The organism is Ruegeria sp. BG6 (assembly GCF_056538465.1).
This window is the reverse complement of record NZ_JBQFTB010000021.1, coordinates 39765-57303: the sequence shown is the minus strand read 5'-3', so window position 1 is coordinate 57303 and position 17539 is coordinate 39765. Positions and strand designations below refer to the sequence as shown.

Below are 17539 nucleotides of genomic sequence, written 5' to 3'. Positions count from 1 at the left end.
CTAAAAAACTTAGGATACTCTCAGCACTAGAGCCTAACGTTAAACTTCCGGACAAAGCAGACTGTCAGAAACCTGCCCATTGGTCCTTAGTCTTGCCAGTTCTTCCGTATTTGCTTCGCCGCACATGTGCGACTTAATTGGGTAAAGTGCCTCCCTCGTAAACCCATTTGATGGCGGCGGGCTCAGGGCAAATCTGGCCACCAACTTCGCGCAGGTGCCGGGAAATCTCCTCCGTCATTCCATCCATTCTTGCCTCGCCAACGGCGCCCTTGCGGATCATGGCTCCGGAATTAAGGATTGGGATCTCTGAGGCCGTACGCCCTTCAAACTTTCCCTCATTCGCTTTCATCCATGGGAAGGATGTAAACTCCAGCACATTAGCCCATTGTTCTTCGGTCAGCTCTTCACCGATGAATTCGGCAATCTTTCGGATTGATCCTTGGTGGTCACTCTTCATGTCAGAGAAGTGCCGGAACAAAACGTTTGGTTCATTCCGGAGCGGCCACCACGCGGCGAGAAAGCCAAAGATCGCGCCTTGCATACCGTTGGCGTCAATCACATCAGAATAGAAGGTTGGAAAGTCGGGTCGACAAAGGGCTTCTCTTGGCACGCCCCAGAGTTCATACCATGCGTCCGAGTGCTTGTTCAGGAATGGCCTGAATGAAACGAGGGCCTCCTCCGGATTTCGCATGATTACGACATATTTGACGTCGGTGCCCGACCCGACGCTCTGAAACGGCACCGCAGGTGGCGGCGAATGCGTCTTGAAAGCGCGGCGCGTGTTGGTTGGCATGGCTGTTACCCGTTCAACCACGGCTTCTTGGGGCTGCCCTGGGAAGGCCAAAAACTCAATCCAAGGCACCTCTTCGTAGACGTCTCGAAAATCATCAGTCCCGCCCGTTAACAACTGATGAACGATGTTCATTGTCCAGGTTGTCCCGCTTTTAATTGGAACAGAAATCACTACATCACCGTCCCTCCAAGCGATCTTTTGTTGAATTTCCGGGGCTATCCAAGGTGGCCCTGAAGGTGGGGCGCCGTCTTCTGGGACGTCGTTCATTATGATTGACCTCTCATTGGCCTCCCTTCGGTCGAGAGGACTAAACCACCAACTTACCCCGCAAGAGCGGACTTTTCCAAATCCCGTGCACTAGGACCACTCAGATCCATGCGCGATGGCCCAAACAAGACGGGGGACGAACAGCTTTTATTCGTGCCAACCAGCTTTAAAAATGAAAGTACCGGAGCGGGCTCAAAGCAGTCTTTTGCCGCGTAATGCATCAATGACCGCTGTGCGGACAAAACCGACATTCAATTGCGCGCGTTTTCGTTTTTTTCTTCACTTGAATTGTAGTTCGCCGAAGGTGTGCCGGGGCTGGTCATTCCTTCCTGCCCAATAGTGTAAGAAGATGCTCTATTTCTTTTGCAGCCTGAGCGCGGTCGTCGGGCGACATCTTCGTCGCTTCCAGGGTGACACTCAGACCATGACGGGAAATCGTGTGCGTTGACGCAGCGATAGCATCATCATCGTCAGGCAGATCGACCAGGTAGTTTCGCACTGGTTTGTCAAAACCTTTGACACTCCTCGGTTCCGCTTCTGTCGCATGGAACTGGTCGCGAACGAGGGAAAATGTCTCGTGCGCAATCGCAATTCTATCAGGCTCGGCCAGCGTCTGAAGCCGTGCGGCAAGGTTCACTTCGTTTCCTATGATCGTGTAGTCCATTCGGTCTTCGCTGCCGAAATTCCCTACTGTGCAATACCCGGTGTTGATACCAATCCGCATCCGAAAAGGCTTCTCGATCCCAAGATCTCTCCACTTTTGTTCCAGCTCTTTTCCCCGCACCTGCATCTCTACGGCCGTGCGCACACAGGCAACAGCGTCGTCACGAACGCCACGCGTTTCCGGGTCACCAAAAAACATCATGATCTCGTCACCGATGTATTTGTCGATTGTGGCTCCGTTTCGGAGCGCGATCTGCGACATTTCCGTAAGGTAATTGTTGAGCAGATTGGTGAGTTCTTCCGATTCCAGAGTGTCAGCAGTTTCAGTAAAGCCGACGATGTCGGCAAACAACACGGACAATTTTTTACGTTTACTAGCGATTTCCACTGTTTGCTGACCACTGAAAATCGAAGAATAAATCTGTGGCGAAAGATACTTGGACAGCTGCGCGGACAATCCTTCCAGCATCGCGTTTTTTTGGGACACCATTTCGGTTGCTTCCTCAGCGCGCTGTTTGGCTTCAAGTAGGGCCAGTTCGGATCGTTTTTGCACCGTAATGTCTGCGTAAATCGCAACTGTTCCGCCATCGCTGGTTTTGTGTTCAGTCACTTCTATCCATCGATCCGGCTTGTGACGTTGAATAAAAGGACCCGCCGGGTTGCTGTGACGGCGGAGCCTGTCATTGATCCATTCTTCCTCGCGATCTGTCGCGTCAATAATCTGACCAGACCGCGCGGTTGCTTTGATGACATCTATGAACTTGGCTCCTGATTTGAGTGCCTCATTCGTGTCTGGTTGAACGAGATCCTGATAGCGCCGGTTGGACAGGACGAGACGATCCTCGCTGTCGTAGAGCGAAAACCCTTCTTCAATGCTTTCGATGGCATCGATCAGCCGTTGCCGCGCCTCGGCCACCTGGCGCAGGTTGTTTTCCTCTACCTCCACCGCGGTGTCTCTGAACACAACCAGTGCTTTCGCCATTTCAGCGATTTCGTCTCTGGACGCAGGTTCAGGCACATAGGCACGAAGATCACCGCCGGCGATGGCCAGCATCGACTGGCTCAGACTGCTCAAACGTTTGACAAAATGCCGATCAACAACGAGCCAAGTGAAAAACAGCAGCATAATCACAGTAAGAGCACCGATGGCGATACCTGCAAAGATCGGGCGATTGTGGATTTCCCGTTCGTGATTTACGGCACTTTGCAACTCCGCGCGCAAATCGCGGGTAAGCGCCTCTAACGCGTCAGATAGTGAAACAAGTGCAGCATCCAGAAATATCGCACGTTCCAACAGAGTATCCATGTCCGCCGCATCCACTGAGAGCGAGTCTTCTGTCGCCTCAAGTTCGACCCTGACACGATCAAAAGCTTCTTGAACGGCTGCCTCGGCCCCCATAGTGCGCTGGCCTTCGGTGATCATGATAATAGCTGCAATGCGTGCTTCCAATAGTTCGAAGCCGGCCCTGAATGGTTGGACATCGTCATCCTGAACTGCGCTTTCTGTCATAAACGAAACAGGCAGTTGTTTTGCTTCTGCGCGCAGATCGGTCACTAAATCTCCCGCGGCAAAACTGTTTTCGATGGTCTCATGTGCAGACGAGATGAAGTTCACCGCGGTCTGCAGTTCGCGAATGAACACGTTCACAAGCAGGATCTGTAAAACCAGAAGGCCGATCGGAACGGTCATAGCAAAAAGCAGCTTGTTCCGAATGCGCATGAACCCAACCTTCTGTGATCTGGCTATATTTTACCCAATTCTCGCCATCTGTCGAAAACGGAACCAATCGCTGCTCCGGCCAGATCCATTGCCTCCTGTGGGGTGGCGGTTCCTTTCGCGACTCGGGCAAACATTTCAGGGATGATACGGCGGCTCACAACTTCATCAGTCGCGGCATTGGAATGGCCGGGGAACCCAAGGTTCGTAAGGGTGTCCGGCACGTGAGAAAGAACATCGTAGCGTCCGCTCGCTGCGGAAAGGGGGCTTATCAGCTCGTCGAGGTCGGACACTGCGCCCGGAAAAGCCGGCATGTTCTGGAACCCGCTTCTGAGCAATCCATCTCTAAATGACCCGATGTAGTCCAGCAGAAATTTTTTCGCGCCTTCGATGTTGCGAGCGAAGCGCCAGATGACGAACGTATTCGTGGCAAAGGCCGGGCCACCGCGTCCTGCAGGTCCGTCGGGGAGTTTTGCTAACGTTAGAAAAGGCTCTGCAGTCAGGCGTTTTGCTTCTGCCGCGCGCAGGATGGACATGGTGTCGATTGTCAGGCTCGCGGCGCCGGACAACATCGCCTGATTATTGGATGCGGATGTCCAGTTGAGGACTTCCGGAGACATCGTTTCTTCGTAAAGAGATTTCCCGAACTTCAGAGCCTCGAGGGTATTTGGGGAGACCAGTGCGGGACGCCCGCCCTCATTTTGAACAAACGATCCGAAAGCCGCCATCAGTGCCCGAAGGCTGTGGTCTGCATTATGTTCAGGTGCGAGGCTAAGCCCTATCGGCGCTTCGTGCAGAAGTTTTGCAGCACGGCCCGCATTTCTAATCTTATCCCAGTCGTCAGGAACGGTTCCTACCGCGTTCCAGATGTCGCTGCGATATGTGACAACTGTCGGTGCATAGCTTTCGGCAAAGCCATGGTGTCGGCCTGTGCGCGGATTGAAAACGCTTTGCCGCACAAAATCGTATGCTTTACCAAATCGCCTTTCGCATTCGATGTGAATGTCTTTGTGATCGATCGTATAATCTTCCAGCGATGGCCGTGGAGACAGAAAGAGCACCAGATCGTGCCCCTCTCCAGCTTTCGCTTCCTGCTGCGCAAGCCGCCCGATTTCGCCAAGGCCCACGTTTGATACGACGACTTCTGTATCGTTCTCACGAGACCATTTTTTTACGAACTCGTCATTGAACCAGGATTCATATGCCGGAACGAAGTTCTTCCAGCGCATGATACGCAGCACTTTCTGCGATGCATTCGCCTTTGAAGACAAAAACAAAGGAGCAGCAAGACCTGCACTCCAACAAACACCTATACCTGACAGAATTTCCCGTCTGTTCTTCAATATTGCCTAGACCTATCTGTCGAAGCATCCGAGCTATTGGTTCAGCGAACGTCGGATATCGACTTTGCCCGTTCGCACTAGCCATTCAATGAGCTTTCTGATTTCTAACGCAGCGTCCGCCGCGTTGTCTATCCAAACCCATGTCCGAGGCTTGAGAACCGACACCGCCTAACCAGGAACTTCACCCGCAAAGCATGTCTGCATTGGGCTCGATGGAGTCGTTCGCTGCGTAGAGCATCAGTGACCACCCTGCGGACAAAGCTGCTCTTGGTTACAGACCTGCTCTGAACATGTGGATTGGCCACTATGCTGACGATGCGGAAACGCGGATGCGCTAAATGACGAGCCCTAAAACTGTGCCATACATTAGGAACATGCCAATTGGGAGAACTGCCATCATGAAGGCGACAACACGTCGGACGGTGCTCGCTGGAGCGACAGTGATGCTCAGTGCGCCGTTCTATCTTACGAGCGCGAAAGCCAGCGTGAGCAAAAAACACGTCGTTCTGGTTCACGGAGCATGGCACGGTGCGTGGGCTTGGAAAGAGACGATCCCGCTTCTCGCTCAAAGGGGGCTCAACGTGTCAGCCCTCGACCTGTCCGGCATGGGTACAACTGCGCATTTGCAGTCTCTCGAGATAGGATTGCACACTCACGGTCAGGATATTCTGAACCATCTTTTCTTCTTCGACATCCAAGACGCCGTCGTTGTCGCCCACTCATACGGTGGCGGAGCGCTCTCACAGGTACTAGCAAAGGACACTGAAGAGCGGATTTCTCACGGCATCTATCTTGACGCCTTCAGGCTTGGAGAGGGTGAAGCAGTTTCGGATTATCAGAGCCAAGAGGTGCGTGATGGAATGCTTCAATCGTTGTCATCTGGCGAGTACGTTCCGGCTCGGCCACGTGACACCTGGGCAGAGATTTGGGGAATGACCGGCCCGGCAGCAGATCACGCTGAGCCTCGTCTGCGTCCAATGTCTCCGAACTGCTTCCTCGAGAAAGTTGAGGGTGACCCATTTCAGGGTGAGCGTCGCTTGACCTACATGCGCTGTATGAAGAACGGCAATCATGTTTTCAAAGAGTTTCACGAACGGTCCTCCAAGGATAATCGTTTCGATACCGCCGAGGTGGACGGTCATCACAACGTAATGGTCATAAATCCTCAGAGCATGGCCGAGGCGATCCTAAAGGCAATCTAGGTCGTCTTCTGATCAAGAACTAGACGGCCGCTTTGGGCTCACTGCCGTCATCTGAGGCTTTTCGTCGGATGACCGGTTCGCCGCTCTGAGCGGCCATCCGCGCTGATGTGGTTTAGGTGATGTCTTCGCATTGGCTTGTCTCTCACGTTTGCGCTTGGTCATCAGATCAACCCGTACTGTTTGGGCGTTGCGGGCCATTCATCCGGGTCCGTCTTGATCAGTTTGATGATGCCTTCCAGACCGGTCGGCCAGTTGTGGTATCGGTGATAGCCGTTGATCTTGGCCAGCGTGCGCAGTGCAGTGTGAACCTTATGGGCGGTATCGGGGTTGCCGTGACTGCCGATCATGAACGCTTGGTTCAGCCGGTCCTGATCAACGAAGGCTTTCAGGTTGTTCCTTAGCCAAAGTGTGTACGCGATCCGGTGAAGCGGGTCGTTCGGCCATTCGAGCGGCTTGCCCCCATTGGCGCGAACCATTTCTGTTTCGGTAATGTCCGATGGTAAATGAACCACATTACCCCCTGTTGATCGCGTCGTTCAGGAACGCTTCAAAGCTGGTGACGTTTTCACCCCCTGGCTCTGGTTCTGCGGTCGATGGTGCTTTGGTCGCAGATGCCGCCAAGGCGATGCCATCCTTGGTGCGCAATCCCAGATCGCGGGCCAGTGCTTGCATCTGTCGGCTTAGTTCCTGCTGATGTGCATGGATCGGGCTTCGACCTGACGATCCGTTCACGTGCGTGACGATGGCGGGTGTCATCATGCACAAGATGCGGTTGTCGGCCATCTGCTGTGTCACGAACGCCAGTTCCATGATCATATTCAGATCGGCTGTCGTCCATTTGTCCGGTGCGGATCGGTACAGGTCGGCAAAGGTCTGTTTGCCCAGATCGTTCAACACTTCCAATCCGGCCACATCCGGCACGGCCACGCTGGCGGGTTCATCGGCCTGTGCGGCCTGTCGTAAGCCGGTCAGGCTGTCATTGCGTGTTTTGTGCTGTTTACGGGGCATTCGTGCAAATCCTGTCTGATTGCGCGTAAATCATCCTGAATCGGTGTGTTTAGACGGTAGCATTGTGGCGTCAAATTGCCATTCGTTGCAAGATTTTTGCGTGAACCCCGGTCAAATCTGAAATTGGCATGTAAAGTTTTGGACCCACGCCGGTGACGCACTCCCTAACTTTGTTTCCGACTACCCCGCCCCAGCTTGATCACGCGACCGACCATCAGCGATCCGTCATTGATCCGTTGACGATCAGTGATCAGTCATCATCGTTGCGTTGTGTGAAGATGGTGATGGGGATGGATGTTGGTGGTGGGGTGAGCACGGATGTGCTCAAAATCACAATCAATCAAAGAACGATCTTCACGTGTCGTTGTTGTCATCATCGTTGCCGTTGCAGACCGTTGACCATTCACTGCCAACAGGAAATCCATCAGGTCCGATCAGTGGCGTATCCCGACGCCTACCCTTTTCCCGGTGCCGTGCGTTGTCACATGACCGGCACAGTGTCCGAAGGTTAGGTAGCCATAGGGCAAGGTCAGGGAACTGGTCGCGTGGTTTGACGTGATCCACTATTGCAGCACCAGAACGCCGAACGTCGGCACCGCAGTTCGTACATCTGTAATTGTCACGACGTTTCGCCAACGTCCGTAGCTTCTTCCACTTTGGTGATGAATAGAACGGGTGCGTCTTCTTCTGTGCCATTGCTTATAGATTTCCAGCTAGATGATTTGGTGATTGATCGGCAGGACACCTAGGACACGTTTCGGAAACTTATTGGTCACCGGGGTATATAAGGGACTCTTTTTTCCTTACGCGTAGTAATTTCAGAAAGGTGTCCTAGGTGTCCTATTCAGGACGGTATCGGCAGTATTTTTAATTTTACGCCGCGAAAACCGCGCTGTGTTTGTGTTTTATTTTTACCAGAGGTAATTTTCAGCGGTTTGGTTTTCAGTGTTTTTATAAAACCGTCCTGTGTCCAATCACCAACATCCCGCCCATCGATGTACGCTTTGAACACACCGAACAACATTTCACTGCTCATGAAGTCTTCCTGATCACCGGTCACGACCAATCGTTCTTCAACGAATTGACCAACTGGGTTCATCCTCATTTCCGCGTCGGCCTGCATCTGAGCGTTGATTTCTGTCACGGTGAAACGCTTCTGGCTACGAACACGCTGCCAGCCTTCTACAGCCCAACGCAGGATCGCGGACCGTTCGGCCAGTAACGCGTCGAATAGTTCCGGGTCTTCCCGCCCATAGAACGAATTGGGGAAGGTCAGATAGATGAACCGGCTGGCCAGCACACCGTCAGGATCGCGCAGCAACGGAATGCTGTTGGACATAAGGATCAGGCGCACGGTCGTCTTGCCGGTCCACACGGGCTTGTTCTTGCGCTGCACGTCCACATCGTCTTCACCGGTCACGGTCAGGATCAATTCACCAATGGCACTGAAGTCCGAGTCCTTGCTCAAGCGCACGTCGGGTACCACCATCAGGCTTTTGCCCACCGCGCCTTCCATGACGAACTGATTGGCCAACAAGCTGGACCGGATCGAATAGACCAGATTGCCTTCCAGTGCCTTCAGCAACTTGATGTTGGTACCTTTGCCGGTTCGTTTCTCGCCAACGAACATGAACCCCTTCTGAAGCCACGTCGCACCGGACAGCAAGTATCCGTAAATCTCCTGCATCGACCCGATCTGATCGGGCGTGTCCAACGCTTCGTTAAAGAACGCTTCGGCCCGTGTCCCGATCCAGACCGCATCGGCCTGCCAGTCAGCGTCGATCCATGTGTGATTGAAGAAGTCAGGCGTGTGCGCCACCAGCTTGCCGGTGTCCAGATCAAGGATGCCATTCTGAACGGATCGCCATGTTCCTGGCTCTGGTTTGTTCCATCCCGGTTCAATGGCTGCGGATCGCTTCGTGACCGCCCGCAGTGCCGCGACATAGTTCGACACCAGCACTTTGGTCGGGCTGACTTTGTGGCGTGTGATCCCGTCCTGCATCTCTTTCTCGTAACAAACGATCTTGCTGAAGAAGTGGAACAGCACGTCTTTAATGTCATCTTCGGCCATCACTTCCCAATGCGTGCCGATCCACCGATAGAAGTCGCCCCGCCAGTGGGTCAATGTGCGCCGGTCATTGACCGTGAAGTACCCGGCAACGATCAGACGCGCTGTTTGTTCCAGATCATGGGGGTTGATGACAGTGCGGTAAGCCATGTCCACCTGACTGCCCGAAATCAGTTCGGCCACCTTGTCCACGACCGGGTTGATTTCGACCGGGACGACGCCCGGTGGCATCTGTCCAAATTCCGGCCCGCCTGCGGCCTGCATCATGGAACCGATCACGTCAGGCGGTGGTGTCATTTTGTAGACAGCACCACCATGGGCGTAAGAGTTGATCAAACCGGAATTGAAAACCATCGCCTTACCGCGACCGTCATCCGGGTCCGTCGGATCGGCCAGTGACTTGTCGTGATAAAAAATCAGATCACGCATCACTTCACCGACCGTCTTTAGCCCAATCTCAGGATCATCGAACTTCAGAACGTGATCGACAGCCAAGACACCCTTGTCAGCCATGGCCAATTCGTTGCGGATCGTCTCAATCGACTTGCCGGTACGTTGCGCTTCATCTTGTGCAAAAGTGTTGCGAACGGCTTGCGCTTCATCGCTCACTTCCGCCTTCGATTGTCGGACCAGATTGTCGAATTGCGCTTGTTCTTCCGGTGTCAGGTCGGGCAACGCGATCCGTGTATCCAGCACCCCCACCCCCGGTGAAACGACAGCAGCACGGCTGGCTGCGTCCTGCACCAAGGGTTCAGCCACAAATGGCGCACCTTCAAAGATCGGGCGTTCCGGTGTTCCGACGGAACGGTCCACCAAAGACCGTTCCATCAACGCACCCCGACTGGCGACCCAATGCCAACCGAACCCAGCCAGGAACATGTGCTGGTGAAGGACTTTCAACGCTCTGTCTATGTCTGCGCTGTCCGCAACGGGCAGATACAAATGAAAGCCCCCATTGTGCGGGTAGGTTTCGCCGGTCTGGATGTTGCGCAATCCTGACGACGTGCTGTTGCGGAACACGTGACCGACTTGGGACGCGCCCGGAATATGGCCTAAAATTGCATCAACCGCCCGCACTGATTGCAGCTTTTGGCGCACTCGGTCCGGCATTCCTTTCTGGTCGAAGTCGATCAGCATCAGACCCGGCAAACCTTCGCGGTATCCTATGTGATCTTGTGACCGGGTGATGTGCGTGCCGGGTGGCATGGTCCGTGCAACCGCTTTGGTCACAAGTGGCCATAGCGTGTCGCCTGACGGGTCATTCGAGATAATCCCCAAGGTGATGCACTGGTTGGATGGCATCGTGTTTAATAGGTCTGCCAGATGGGTCAGTGTCGGCAATTGAATGGTCTGTGCTGTGCCGGTTTCCAAGGCGCATTGTTTGCTGTCGTTGTGCGGCTTCCCGCTGCCGTTCAAATAGATCGACTTCGACATGATGCCTTCGTCTTTGGTGACTAGGGTCAGGGCGAATCCTGTGGTATCGTTGGGCATCTTTAGTTGTCCTTCATCGAAGGGTTTCAGTTGGCCCGGTCCTGCCCCATGCGGTGACCGGGTCGTTTTATTTGAGCGTTTGCCGCAGAACTTCAGCCGCCAGTTCACCGCCACCGAAATGGTCGCGGATCGTTGCGGCCAGCATCAGTAGCTTGGGGTCCATCGGGATTGATTGGGTCGATGGTGGCCGTGGTGGCACGGGCTCTGGTTCCGGCATCGGCTTGGCGTACTCATAGAAGCCGCCATAAGCCGGTCGATCCGTCTTGCGCACCACCGTGAAGCCAAGGTCTTTCAAAATGCGGGTCAGGCTCTGACTGACCGACATGTTCCATTCATCAGCCGGGTAGCCCATCTGGTCATACAGTTCCCGTGCGCAAACGACCGTCTTGCCGTGTGTGCGTTCGCGGACTTGGTACCGGTCAAACTCAATCATCAGCACATCCCCCGGTTCGTCATGGCCTGCGCGACCACATCGGGACACATCAACCAGCCCTGATGCACGGCAAATCCGCAGTGGAAATCATCCCACATGTGGCAGAACACAGACGCCTTCTTCATCATCTGGAACGACTGATAAGTGCGCATACCGGGCGCGACATTCTGGACAACGACCACCCAGACATTCCCCTCGGCCGGTTTCGGGGCGTCATCGTGCAACACGACGGCCATTTCGTCCTGGCTCATACGACGCAGGCGGAATTGTCGATCCGGGTGGCGTTGGAAGAACTTGCGATCCCCGGCTTGGAAATCTTGCTGGCGGCGGCGGGTTTGTGTATTACTCATTTCATACTCATGATGATGGTGGGTTGCCCGTCGGCAAAAACTGACAACCCGGTTTCAATCAGCACCCGGCCCATGTGGTCGGGTGTTCGCTTTAGTGGGTTTCGCCTTCGACCAGATCGGTAAGTGCGCTTTGGATCGGTCCAATGATTTCATCGATCATTTCCAGATGCAGGATCAATCGCGGGTAGCCGGTTTCGTCGGCAACCTTCTTCGCGCCTTCAATCGCGTCGTGAAGTTGTTGGCCGATGGCATCGATCTGTTCAGGGCTCATGCTGCCACCCGGTCAGCAAAGGTCCGAACCCACGGCCAATCACCCCATCCCATTCGGTAAGCCGTCGGCTCGTTCTCGGAACAGAAAGACCAACGATACGGTCCGCTTTCCCAGATGACACCCCATGCGGTCGGGGCTTCGGTCATGTCTTCGCGTTCGCCCGGTGACCAGATCGCAACTTCTCGCGCCGGGTCTTGGCCGAACCAAGGGTCATAAGGTTTGGCCTCTTGGATCAACTTGACCAAAGCGGCATGGAAAGCGTGGGCGGCACTTTCGGCTGTCGTGTGTGCGTTCGGGTCGAAGTCGAACGGGCGTTCGACAATAACGTCTCGCGGGCATCCGCCCTTCATAACGCAGTCGCAATAACGAATTTTCATGTGTCAGTTTCCTTCTACTTGGTTGATGGTTTCGGTGTCGTCTTCGTCCAGTTCCAGAACCGCATCACCCCCGATCAGCAGTGTCGAAAGGGTGTCGATTGCGGCGGAATAGATCGAAACGCGGCGGGCGGGTTGTTCCGCCACTGCTTCAAACAGGCAGGTTTGCCACGCGTCGATCTTTTCCCATGCGGTGGCCCGGTCGATCCGCATCACGCGGCATCCCCCGGCCCGAACGCGCGGTCATAGATGCGCTGGGGCTCATCGTGCGGGATCAGGATGCGGTCACCCGAACGCATGAAACGAATGTTACCGTTCTTCACCTGCTTGCGGGTCATGCTGTCGGACTGACCCATGATTTCGGAAAATTCTGCAACGGACAGAAACATCTTCTGCATTTGTCTTTACCCTCTTGGTTGATCGTTACAGATTCTAACGTAACAATGTGATTCATTTTCTTGCAATATGTTATTTACATACCTATAACCACTCTGTGCGCTACGTGCGCTTAATGCGGAGAAGCGGAATGATTTCTTTGGACACCAGATGGCGACCGCTCAAAGGGGGGGCGGTTTCGTTCGTTGCAGATGCGGGGGTGATTCCTGACGGGCATGTGTTCCCGGCTGCCGCGTCGATCCAGTTTCCTGGCTCGAAAGATCGCCACGAATATGAATTGAGAATGCCCGACGCATGGGCCGCAGTGATCGGCCTGTCGGACTATGCCGCTTTCAACGCGTTCGGCCCCTGTGGTGACGCACAAGGGACCAGTGAACCGGCAAGTGAGTGGCAGGGCGTCTTAGACCGTTTGCGGGCCATGGACCCCGCTGCGCTGCGTCAGGCGGTCGAAGATCACCGGGACGCCGGTCGGCTGGTCGTGGATGTGGAAACCGGGATCGGCGTGCGGGCCAAGACACTGGCCGCGTATCTCGAAAGCACCGCCTATTCCGACCTGATGGCGGGCCGCAAAGTTGGCAATTGCCAGCACTGCGGACGCTACATGGTCATGACGAAATCAAACCAGACCTATTGTTCGACACGTTGCCGGATGGCCGTGTCCCGCCAGAAGGATGCAGGCTGATGACAAATGAAGAAGGTATCGCCATCGCTGGCGACAACACCGAAACCGCGAAGAACCTGCGGACCGGGATCGGTCACGCGATCTGGTCCGGTCTGATCATGGATTGCAAACAAGTCCATTGGGATTTGCTGGAACAACTCGCACCGCACGCGGACCTGATTGCCGCTGATGTGGCTGACCTGATGGACGATCCCAAAGCGGGACACTTGGTCAAAGGCTTCTTCATGGTCGCGGATCACCACGGCTACAGCCCCAAAGCTGTCCGTGTGGGCTTTGCCATGATCGACCGGCATTTGGGCAACCCGCTGGACGATGCGGCCCGTCAACGTCTGCGCCGTGCCGGAATGACCAGTACCGAACGCACACACGAACGTGACGCAAACACAAAGCGGATGCGCCGGGTGCGTGCGTCCGAAACACCAGAACAGGCCGAAGAACGTCGCCGGAAGAACCGGGAACGGATGCGGGCCAAACGTGCCAAACGAAAGGAGTCGTGACATGGCGACAGCAATTGAAAAGAAACCGGGCCAATGGCTCATGCGGTGGACCGTCACCGACCCGGTAACGGGCAAGCGGTCCAAACGGTCGAAGATGTTCACCGGGTCCGGTGGCAAACGCGCAGTCGTGGCCGAAGCCAACCGCATCGAAGCGACCGAACGGGCCGCACCAACGGCCACAGAAGGCCGCAAGACAACGCTGCGGGGTTTCATCACCGACAAGTGGTTGCCGCACGTGCGGGCGCACACGTCCGTCACCACAGCCAGGACCAATGAACAGCGGATCGCGCGGGTTCTCGAATACATTGGCGACAAGCCGTTGGACAAAGTGACCGGGCAGGTGATCGACGGAATGGTTGCCCAGATGGTGACCGCTGGCGTTTCGGATTTCATGCGGCGTCACTTCTATGACGTTCTGCGCACCGCGCTTCGGCAGGCACGAAAGTGGAAACTGATTTCCGATGAACCGTGGATCGATGCCACGCGCCCGAAGATCACCAAGAAGCGGGCCAAGGTCGCATCGCTGGATGACAGCTACACCCTTGCCGATCACTTTTGGTCAGCCGGGAAACCCATTGCCGCGACCTATGTCGAAACCATCGCGGACAGTGGCGCACGACCGGGTGAAGTTCTCGCGCTGATGTGGGATGCGGTTGATCTGGATGCGGGTGTCATCGACATTTGGCGGGCGCAGGAACGCATCAGTGCCAACTATTACCGGATCAAAGAAACGCCGAAGAATGATGTGTCCGTTCGCCGGGTCGCGCTGTCACAGCGGACCATCGCATCGCTGCGGAAACTGAAGGCACACCACGCAGAACTGCACCTCGCTACGGGCGGCATCTGGCCGAAAGACGGGCTGGTCTTTCCGTCGCAGACCGCACAGCTTTGGACGGTCCGACAGGCGGGTCAGGTCATCAAACGGATGGCGGACAAGCACGGCCTGACGACGGGCAGCTATAGCAGGCGTCACGGCATGGCGTCGGAAATGCTGGCCCATCAGGTGCCGGTCGCGGTCGTCTCGGAACGCATGGGTCATGCCAGCAACAAACAGACCTTGGACACATACACGCACGCCCTGCCCCAGCACGCGGATGCTGCGGTCGATTGGCTCAACAATCGGGGCAAGTAGGTGTCCAGTTTGGTGTCCATGGTGTCCACGCGCATTGGACACTTGTGCCGCACCTGCTGATTTTTGTGCAATATAAACAACTGCATGCGAACAATGGACCGGTTTTTGGTACCGTGTATCGTAGGTTCGAATCCTACCACCCCAGCCACCCACTCCTCCATATCGAGACCGCGCAAGGTGTGCTCTGATTAGTCACGTGTTATCCGCGGGTTAGCGGCGTGGCGCAATTGCGCAGACCGTGGACCGTGCCAGAGCAGCGCCGCAAATCTCCGAAAGTCTGCGTTCGGCATTTTCGCGGTAGCAGGTGTGGATGTGGTGGATCAGAGAGTCGCGAGAAGCGCGCGCTGGTCCTGCCAGTCTGATGGCAGGGTTCGCGATTTGCACCAGTCGGACGTAAAGCCGAGGGGCTGTTCGCCTTCCAGTACATTTCGCACGAGATCCGGCGCGAGGAAGGCGAGATCGATCATGTGCTGAACGCGGCGTTTGGAGATATTGCTGGCTTCTGCAATGTCGCCGAAGGTTTCGCCCGCCTTGATCCGCTCCAGCCAGTGATGCGCAAGCGCGATGTTTCGGATCAACGTCTCGTCTCTTGCGGCGGTCGTATCAGCGAGAATGATCTTGGTTTCGACACCCCGCTTTCGCACCTGGAACGGCGCTTCGATCCGCAGGGCGTTTGCGTCCAATGCATCAGCGTTGGTATCCAGCATCGCCGCTACGCCTTTGATATCTAGCCTGAGCATAATCTTTCCCGGCGCAATCTCGATGCGTTCTACAAGCGGCAAGATGTCTTTGCGCTCCGGCTCTGAGATCAGCTCCGTCAGTTTGCTTCGAACGCAGGCGATCTCACTGGCGTCGGACTGTAGGCAGAGACACCCTGCAAATGTAGGGTTAGCAAGATGGCTGCGCGCAAGAGTGCCGATCTGTGCCTCAAGCTGGTCCGCCGGCAAGCGCCAGCCATCGAGGTTCTCCTCGCCGCTGCGCGCGATCAGCCGGTGCGAGACGTAGTAGCGCAAACGGGTGCCCTTCTTCGTTTTAGAATGCGATGGCGTCAGCCGGTCTCCGGTTTCATCAAAGATTTTCCCGCAAAGTAGCGACTCGTGGCGCGGCGTCTTTTTCAAGCGTATCCGGGAGGCCATCCCTTGCAGCCTGAGCTGAACCGCATCCCATCGGTCGGGATCGATGATCGGGTCGTGCTGGCCGTCATGCACTTGATCTTTGTGCCGGATGCGCCCGGCATAGACCGGGTTTGTCAAAACGTGATGGATATGCCCGCGGTCGAAAGCGCCGCCGCCGCGCGTCTCGCCCGATGACAGTGATCTGCGCCGGGTGCGCAGTAACAAAGCGTCGGCCTTTTCCTTCACCTGCCGGATCGTCCCGTGTTGTTCGTAAAGCGCGTAGAGCGTCCGGATCGTCTCGGCCTCAGGTTCATTAATCTTCAGCGTCCGGCCATCCGGATCATACCCCATCGGCACCTGCCCGCCCATCCAGAGCCCCCGACGCTTTGAGGCAGCAATCTTGTCCCGGATCCTCTCCGCCGTCACTTCGCGCTCGAACTGGGCGAAGCTGAGCAGCATGTTCAGTGTCAGACGTCCCATGCTGGTCGCGGTATTGAACGACTGCGTGACCGAGACGAAGGAGGCACCGGTGGCATCCAGGATATCGACGATCTTCGCGAAGTCCGCCAGCGACCGTGTCAGACGATCGATCTTGTAAACGACGATCTGGTCGATTTTTTCATCGCCTATATCCGCTAAAAGCTGCTGCAAAGCAGGGCGGTCCAGTGATCCACCAGACAACCCACCATCATCATATTGGTCCGGTACCAGCACCCAGCCTTCATGTTTCTGGCTGGCCACATAGGAGGCACAGGCCTCCCGCTGGGCATGGAGCGAGTTGAACTCCTGCTCCAACCCGTCTTCCGAGCTTTTGCGGGTGTAGATGGCGCAGCGGATCTTCTTCATCTGCTGCTTCCTGACCTGCTGGTAAGGCCAAAGAACCGTGGGCCTGACCATGTCGTGCCGGTGATATGCTTTGCAATCGCGGAGAGCGACGGCCAGTCCTTGCCATCCATTCGATAGCCGCCTTCGGTCACCTCGACCTGATAGGTTCGGCCGTTCCATTCCCGCACGAGGTGCGCGCCGGATCGAAGGTCGCCGCATGTGGTGACGGCAATCGGCTTGCCTTCTGCGATTTGTCGCAGCTTGCGCCGTGTCGCCGCCGGCAGACCGCCCGAAGAGCGGCACTGCGCGTCATAAGCTACTGCCTTGCGCAGGAACGCCACCGACAAATACGGCGGTGGAGGAGACCGAAAAGCCTCCTCCCACGCGGCAATCGCCAGCGGTCGACCCGGATCCGGCTTACCGGGCATCAGACTTTTCGGCTGTTGAAGTCACACCAGTTTGGGCGGGCATCGCCAAGATCCGATAGCGCTTGGGCTTGCCCTCATCTGGCTTCGCGCCCAAAACCTCGTAGCCCGCCTTGCGCAGCCCAGTCAGCGCCGCCCGCGTCGTGTGCATCTGCCAGTCGAGTTTTTCGCTGATCGTGGCAACATCTGCCCCGGCCTTGCGGCTGAGCATCTGAATGAGCAGCGCTTTCTTGGTTTTGGGTTTCGGCGATCGTGTCATTTGGCCTTCTCCTTTTGGTTCACGCAGGCTGAAAGTGACCCTACTACCGAGGAGAGCCCGGGGACCCGGGCGGAAAAGGCGCGGCGCAACATTGGGTACGTCGCAACATGGACAGTACCGCTCTGTTTGGCTCACAAGTCCAGTGGAAGAATGACCGCTTAACGCAGAAAAGCCGTCATCTGATAAAAATAGTCAGATGACCGAGTCGAGCCCAAAGCGGTCGGGGTC

20 protein-coding genes are annotated in these 17539 nt (G+C 55.8%); 4 read left to right on the top strand and 16 right to left on the bottom strand.

The annotated features are described in order from the left end of the window. Positions 1–133: 133 nt before the first annotated feature. The 3 genes from ACR0JW_RS22715 to ACR0JW_RS22705 form a co-directional block, all read right to left on the bottom strand. Positions 134–1060 (bottom strand): sulfotransferase domain-containing protein, encoded by a 927-nt coding sequence (locus ACR0JW_RS22715; protein ID WP_480714512.1) that lies wholly within the window; start codon positions 1058–1060, stop codon positions 134–136. A 319-nt stretch (positions 1061–1379) separates the two neighbouring features. Next, complete coding sequence (locus tag ACR0JW_RS22710) at positions 1380–3413, bottom strand: adenylate/guanylate cyclase domain-containing protein (RefSeq protein WP_480714511.1); 2034 nt, start codon at positions 3411–3413, stop codon at positions 1380–1382. Between the two features lie 53 nt (positions 3414–3466). Beyond that, positions 3467–4783 carry an ABC transporter substrate-binding protein gene (locus tag ACR0JW_RS22705; protein ID WP_480714510.1) on the bottom strand — a complete coding sequence of 439 codons (1317 nt, stop codon included), beginning with the start codon at positions 4781–4783 and terminating at the stop codon, positions 3467–3469. Between the two features lie 398 nt (positions 4784–5181). On the opposite strand from ACR0JW_RS22705, the gene ACR0JW_RS22700 reads away from it, so the two are divergent. Further along, the gene (locus ACR0JW_RS22700) at positions 5182–5985 is read left to right on the top strand and encodes an alpha/beta fold hydrolase (protein WP_480714509.1); all 804 of its coding nucleotides are present in this window, start codon (positions 5182–5184) and stop codon (positions 5983–5985) included. 161 nt (positions 5986–6146) lie between these two features. Here the strand turns inward: ACR0JW_RS22700 and ACR0JW_RS22695 are convergent, their stop codons facing one another. The 10 genes from ACR0JW_RS22695 to ACR0JW_RS22650 all read right to left on the bottom strand — a co-directional run bounded on the left by ACR0JW_RS22695 (position 6147) and on the right by ACR0JW_RS22650 (position 12378). Next, positions 6147–6497: a hypothetical protein gene (locus tag ACR0JW_RS22695; protein WP_480714508.1), complete on the bottom strand. Its 351-nt coding sequence runs from the start codon at positions 6495–6497 to the stop codon at positions 6147–6149. A gap of 1 nt (position 6498) precedes the next feature. Further along, the gene (locus tag ACR0JW_RS22690) at positions 6499–6993 is read right to left on the bottom strand and encodes a hypothetical protein (RefSeq protein WP_171091485.1); all 495 of its coding nucleotides are present in this window, start codon (positions 6991–6993) and stop codon (positions 6499–6501) included. Positions 6994–7347: 354 nt separating this feature from the next. Continuing rightward, positions 7348–7689 carry an HNH endonuclease gene (locus ACR0JW_RS22685; protein WP_480714507.1) on the bottom strand — a complete coding sequence of 114 codons (342 nt, stop codon included), beginning with the start codon at positions 7687–7689 and terminating at the stop codon, positions 7348–7350. A gap of 148 nt (positions 7690–7837) precedes the next feature. Continuing rightward, a complete protein-coding gene (locus tag ACR0JW_RS22680) occupies positions 7838–10552 on the bottom strand; it encodes a DNA primase family protein (RefSeq protein WP_480714506.1) in 2715 nt (904 codons plus the stop codon). A 67-nt stretch (positions 10553–10619) separates the two neighbouring features. After that, positions 10620–10985 carry a hypothetical protein gene (locus ACR0JW_RS22675; RefSeq protein WP_480714505.1) on the bottom strand — a complete coding sequence of 122 codons (366 nt, stop codon included), beginning with the start codon at positions 10983–10985 and terminating at the stop codon, positions 10620–10622. After that, positions 10985–11335 carry a hypothetical protein gene (locus ACR0JW_RS22670; RefSeq protein WP_480714504.1) on the bottom strand — a complete coding sequence of 117 codons (351 nt, stop codon included), beginning with the start codon at positions 11333–11335 and terminating at the stop codon, positions 10985–10987. Before ACR0JW_RS22670 ends, ACR0JW_RS22675 begins: the two co-directional genes overlap by 1 nt. 91 nt (positions 11336–11426) lie before the next feature. Continuing rightward, positions 11427–11606, bottom strand: a complete 180-nt coding sequence (locus ACR0JW_RS22665) for a hypothetical protein (RefSeq protein WP_171091495.1) — start codon at positions 11604–11606, stop codon at positions 11427–11429. After that, positions 11603–11983, bottom strand: coding sequence for a hypothetical protein (locus ACR0JW_RS22660; protein WP_480714503.1), 381 nt, complete (start codon positions 11981–11983; stop codon positions 11603–11605). Before ACR0JW_RS22660 ends, ACR0JW_RS22665 begins: the two co-directional genes overlap by 4 nt. 3 nt (positions 11984–11986) lie before the next feature. Then, complete coding sequence (locus tag ACR0JW_RS22655) at positions 11987–12196, bottom strand: hypothetical protein (RefSeq protein ID WP_480714502.1); 210 nt, start codon at positions 12194–12196, stop codon at positions 11987–11989. Further along, positions 12193–12378: a MerR family transcriptional regulator gene (locus ACR0JW_RS22650; RefSeq protein WP_480714501.1), complete on the bottom strand. Its 186-nt coding sequence runs from the start codon at positions 12376–12378 to the stop codon at positions 12193–12195. The genes ACR0JW_RS22655 and ACR0JW_RS22650 overlap by 4 nt, the downstream gene beginning before the upstream one ends. Before the next feature lie 128 nt (positions 12379–12506). On the opposite strand from ACR0JW_RS22650, the gene ACR0JW_RS22645 reads away from it, so the two are divergent. From ACR0JW_RS22645 to ACR0JW_RS22635, 3 genes are read left to right on the top strand one after another with little or no spacing between them, the layout of a single operon-like run. Then, positions 12507–13058 carry a hypothetical protein gene (locus tag ACR0JW_RS22645; RefSeq protein WP_480714500.1) on the top strand — a complete coding sequence of 184 codons (552 nt, stop codon included), beginning with the start codon at positions 12507–12509 and terminating at the stop codon, positions 13056–13058. Next, positions 13058–13555, top strand: a complete 498-nt coding sequence (locus ACR0JW_RS22640; protein WP_480714499.1) for a hypothetical protein — start codon at positions 13058–13060, stop codon at positions 13553–13555. Before ACR0JW_RS22645 ends, ACR0JW_RS22640 begins: the two co-directional genes overlap by 1 nt. Position 13556: 1 nt before the next feature. Beyond that, positions 13557–14687 carry a site-specific integrase gene (locus ACR0JW_RS22635; protein WP_480714498.1) on the top strand — a complete coding sequence of 377 codons (1131 nt, stop codon included), beginning with the start codon at positions 13557–13559 and terminating at the stop codon, positions 14685–14687. Positions 14688–15007: 320 nt separating this feature from the next. Here the strand turns inward: ACR0JW_RS22635 and ACR0JW_RS22630 are convergent, their stop codons facing one another. Genes ACR0JW_RS22630 through ACR0JW_RS22620 form a run of 3 tightly spaced genes read right to left on the bottom strand, consistent with a single transcriptional unit; the run spans position 15008 to position 17311 of the window. Beyond that, positions 15008–16648, bottom strand: coding sequence for a recombinase family protein (locus tag ACR0JW_RS22630; RefSeq protein ID WP_170614866.1), 1641 nt, complete (start codon positions 16646–16648; stop codon positions 15008–15010). Continuing rightward, positions 16645–17055, bottom strand: coding sequence for a DUF2924 domain-containing protein (locus ACR0JW_RS22625; RefSeq protein WP_170614867.1), 411 nt, complete (start codon positions 17053–17055; stop codon positions 16645–16647). Before ACR0JW_RS22625 ends, ACR0JW_RS22630 begins: the two co-directional genes overlap by 4 nt. After that, complete coding sequence (locus ACR0JW_RS22620; protein WP_170614868.1) at positions 17045–17311, bottom strand: DUF3489 domain-containing protein; 267 nt, start codon at positions 17309–17311, stop codon at positions 17045–17047. The genes ACR0JW_RS22625 and ACR0JW_RS22620 overlap by 11 nt, the downstream gene beginning before the upstream one ends. Between the last annotated feature and the right edge of the window lie 228 nt (positions 17312–17539).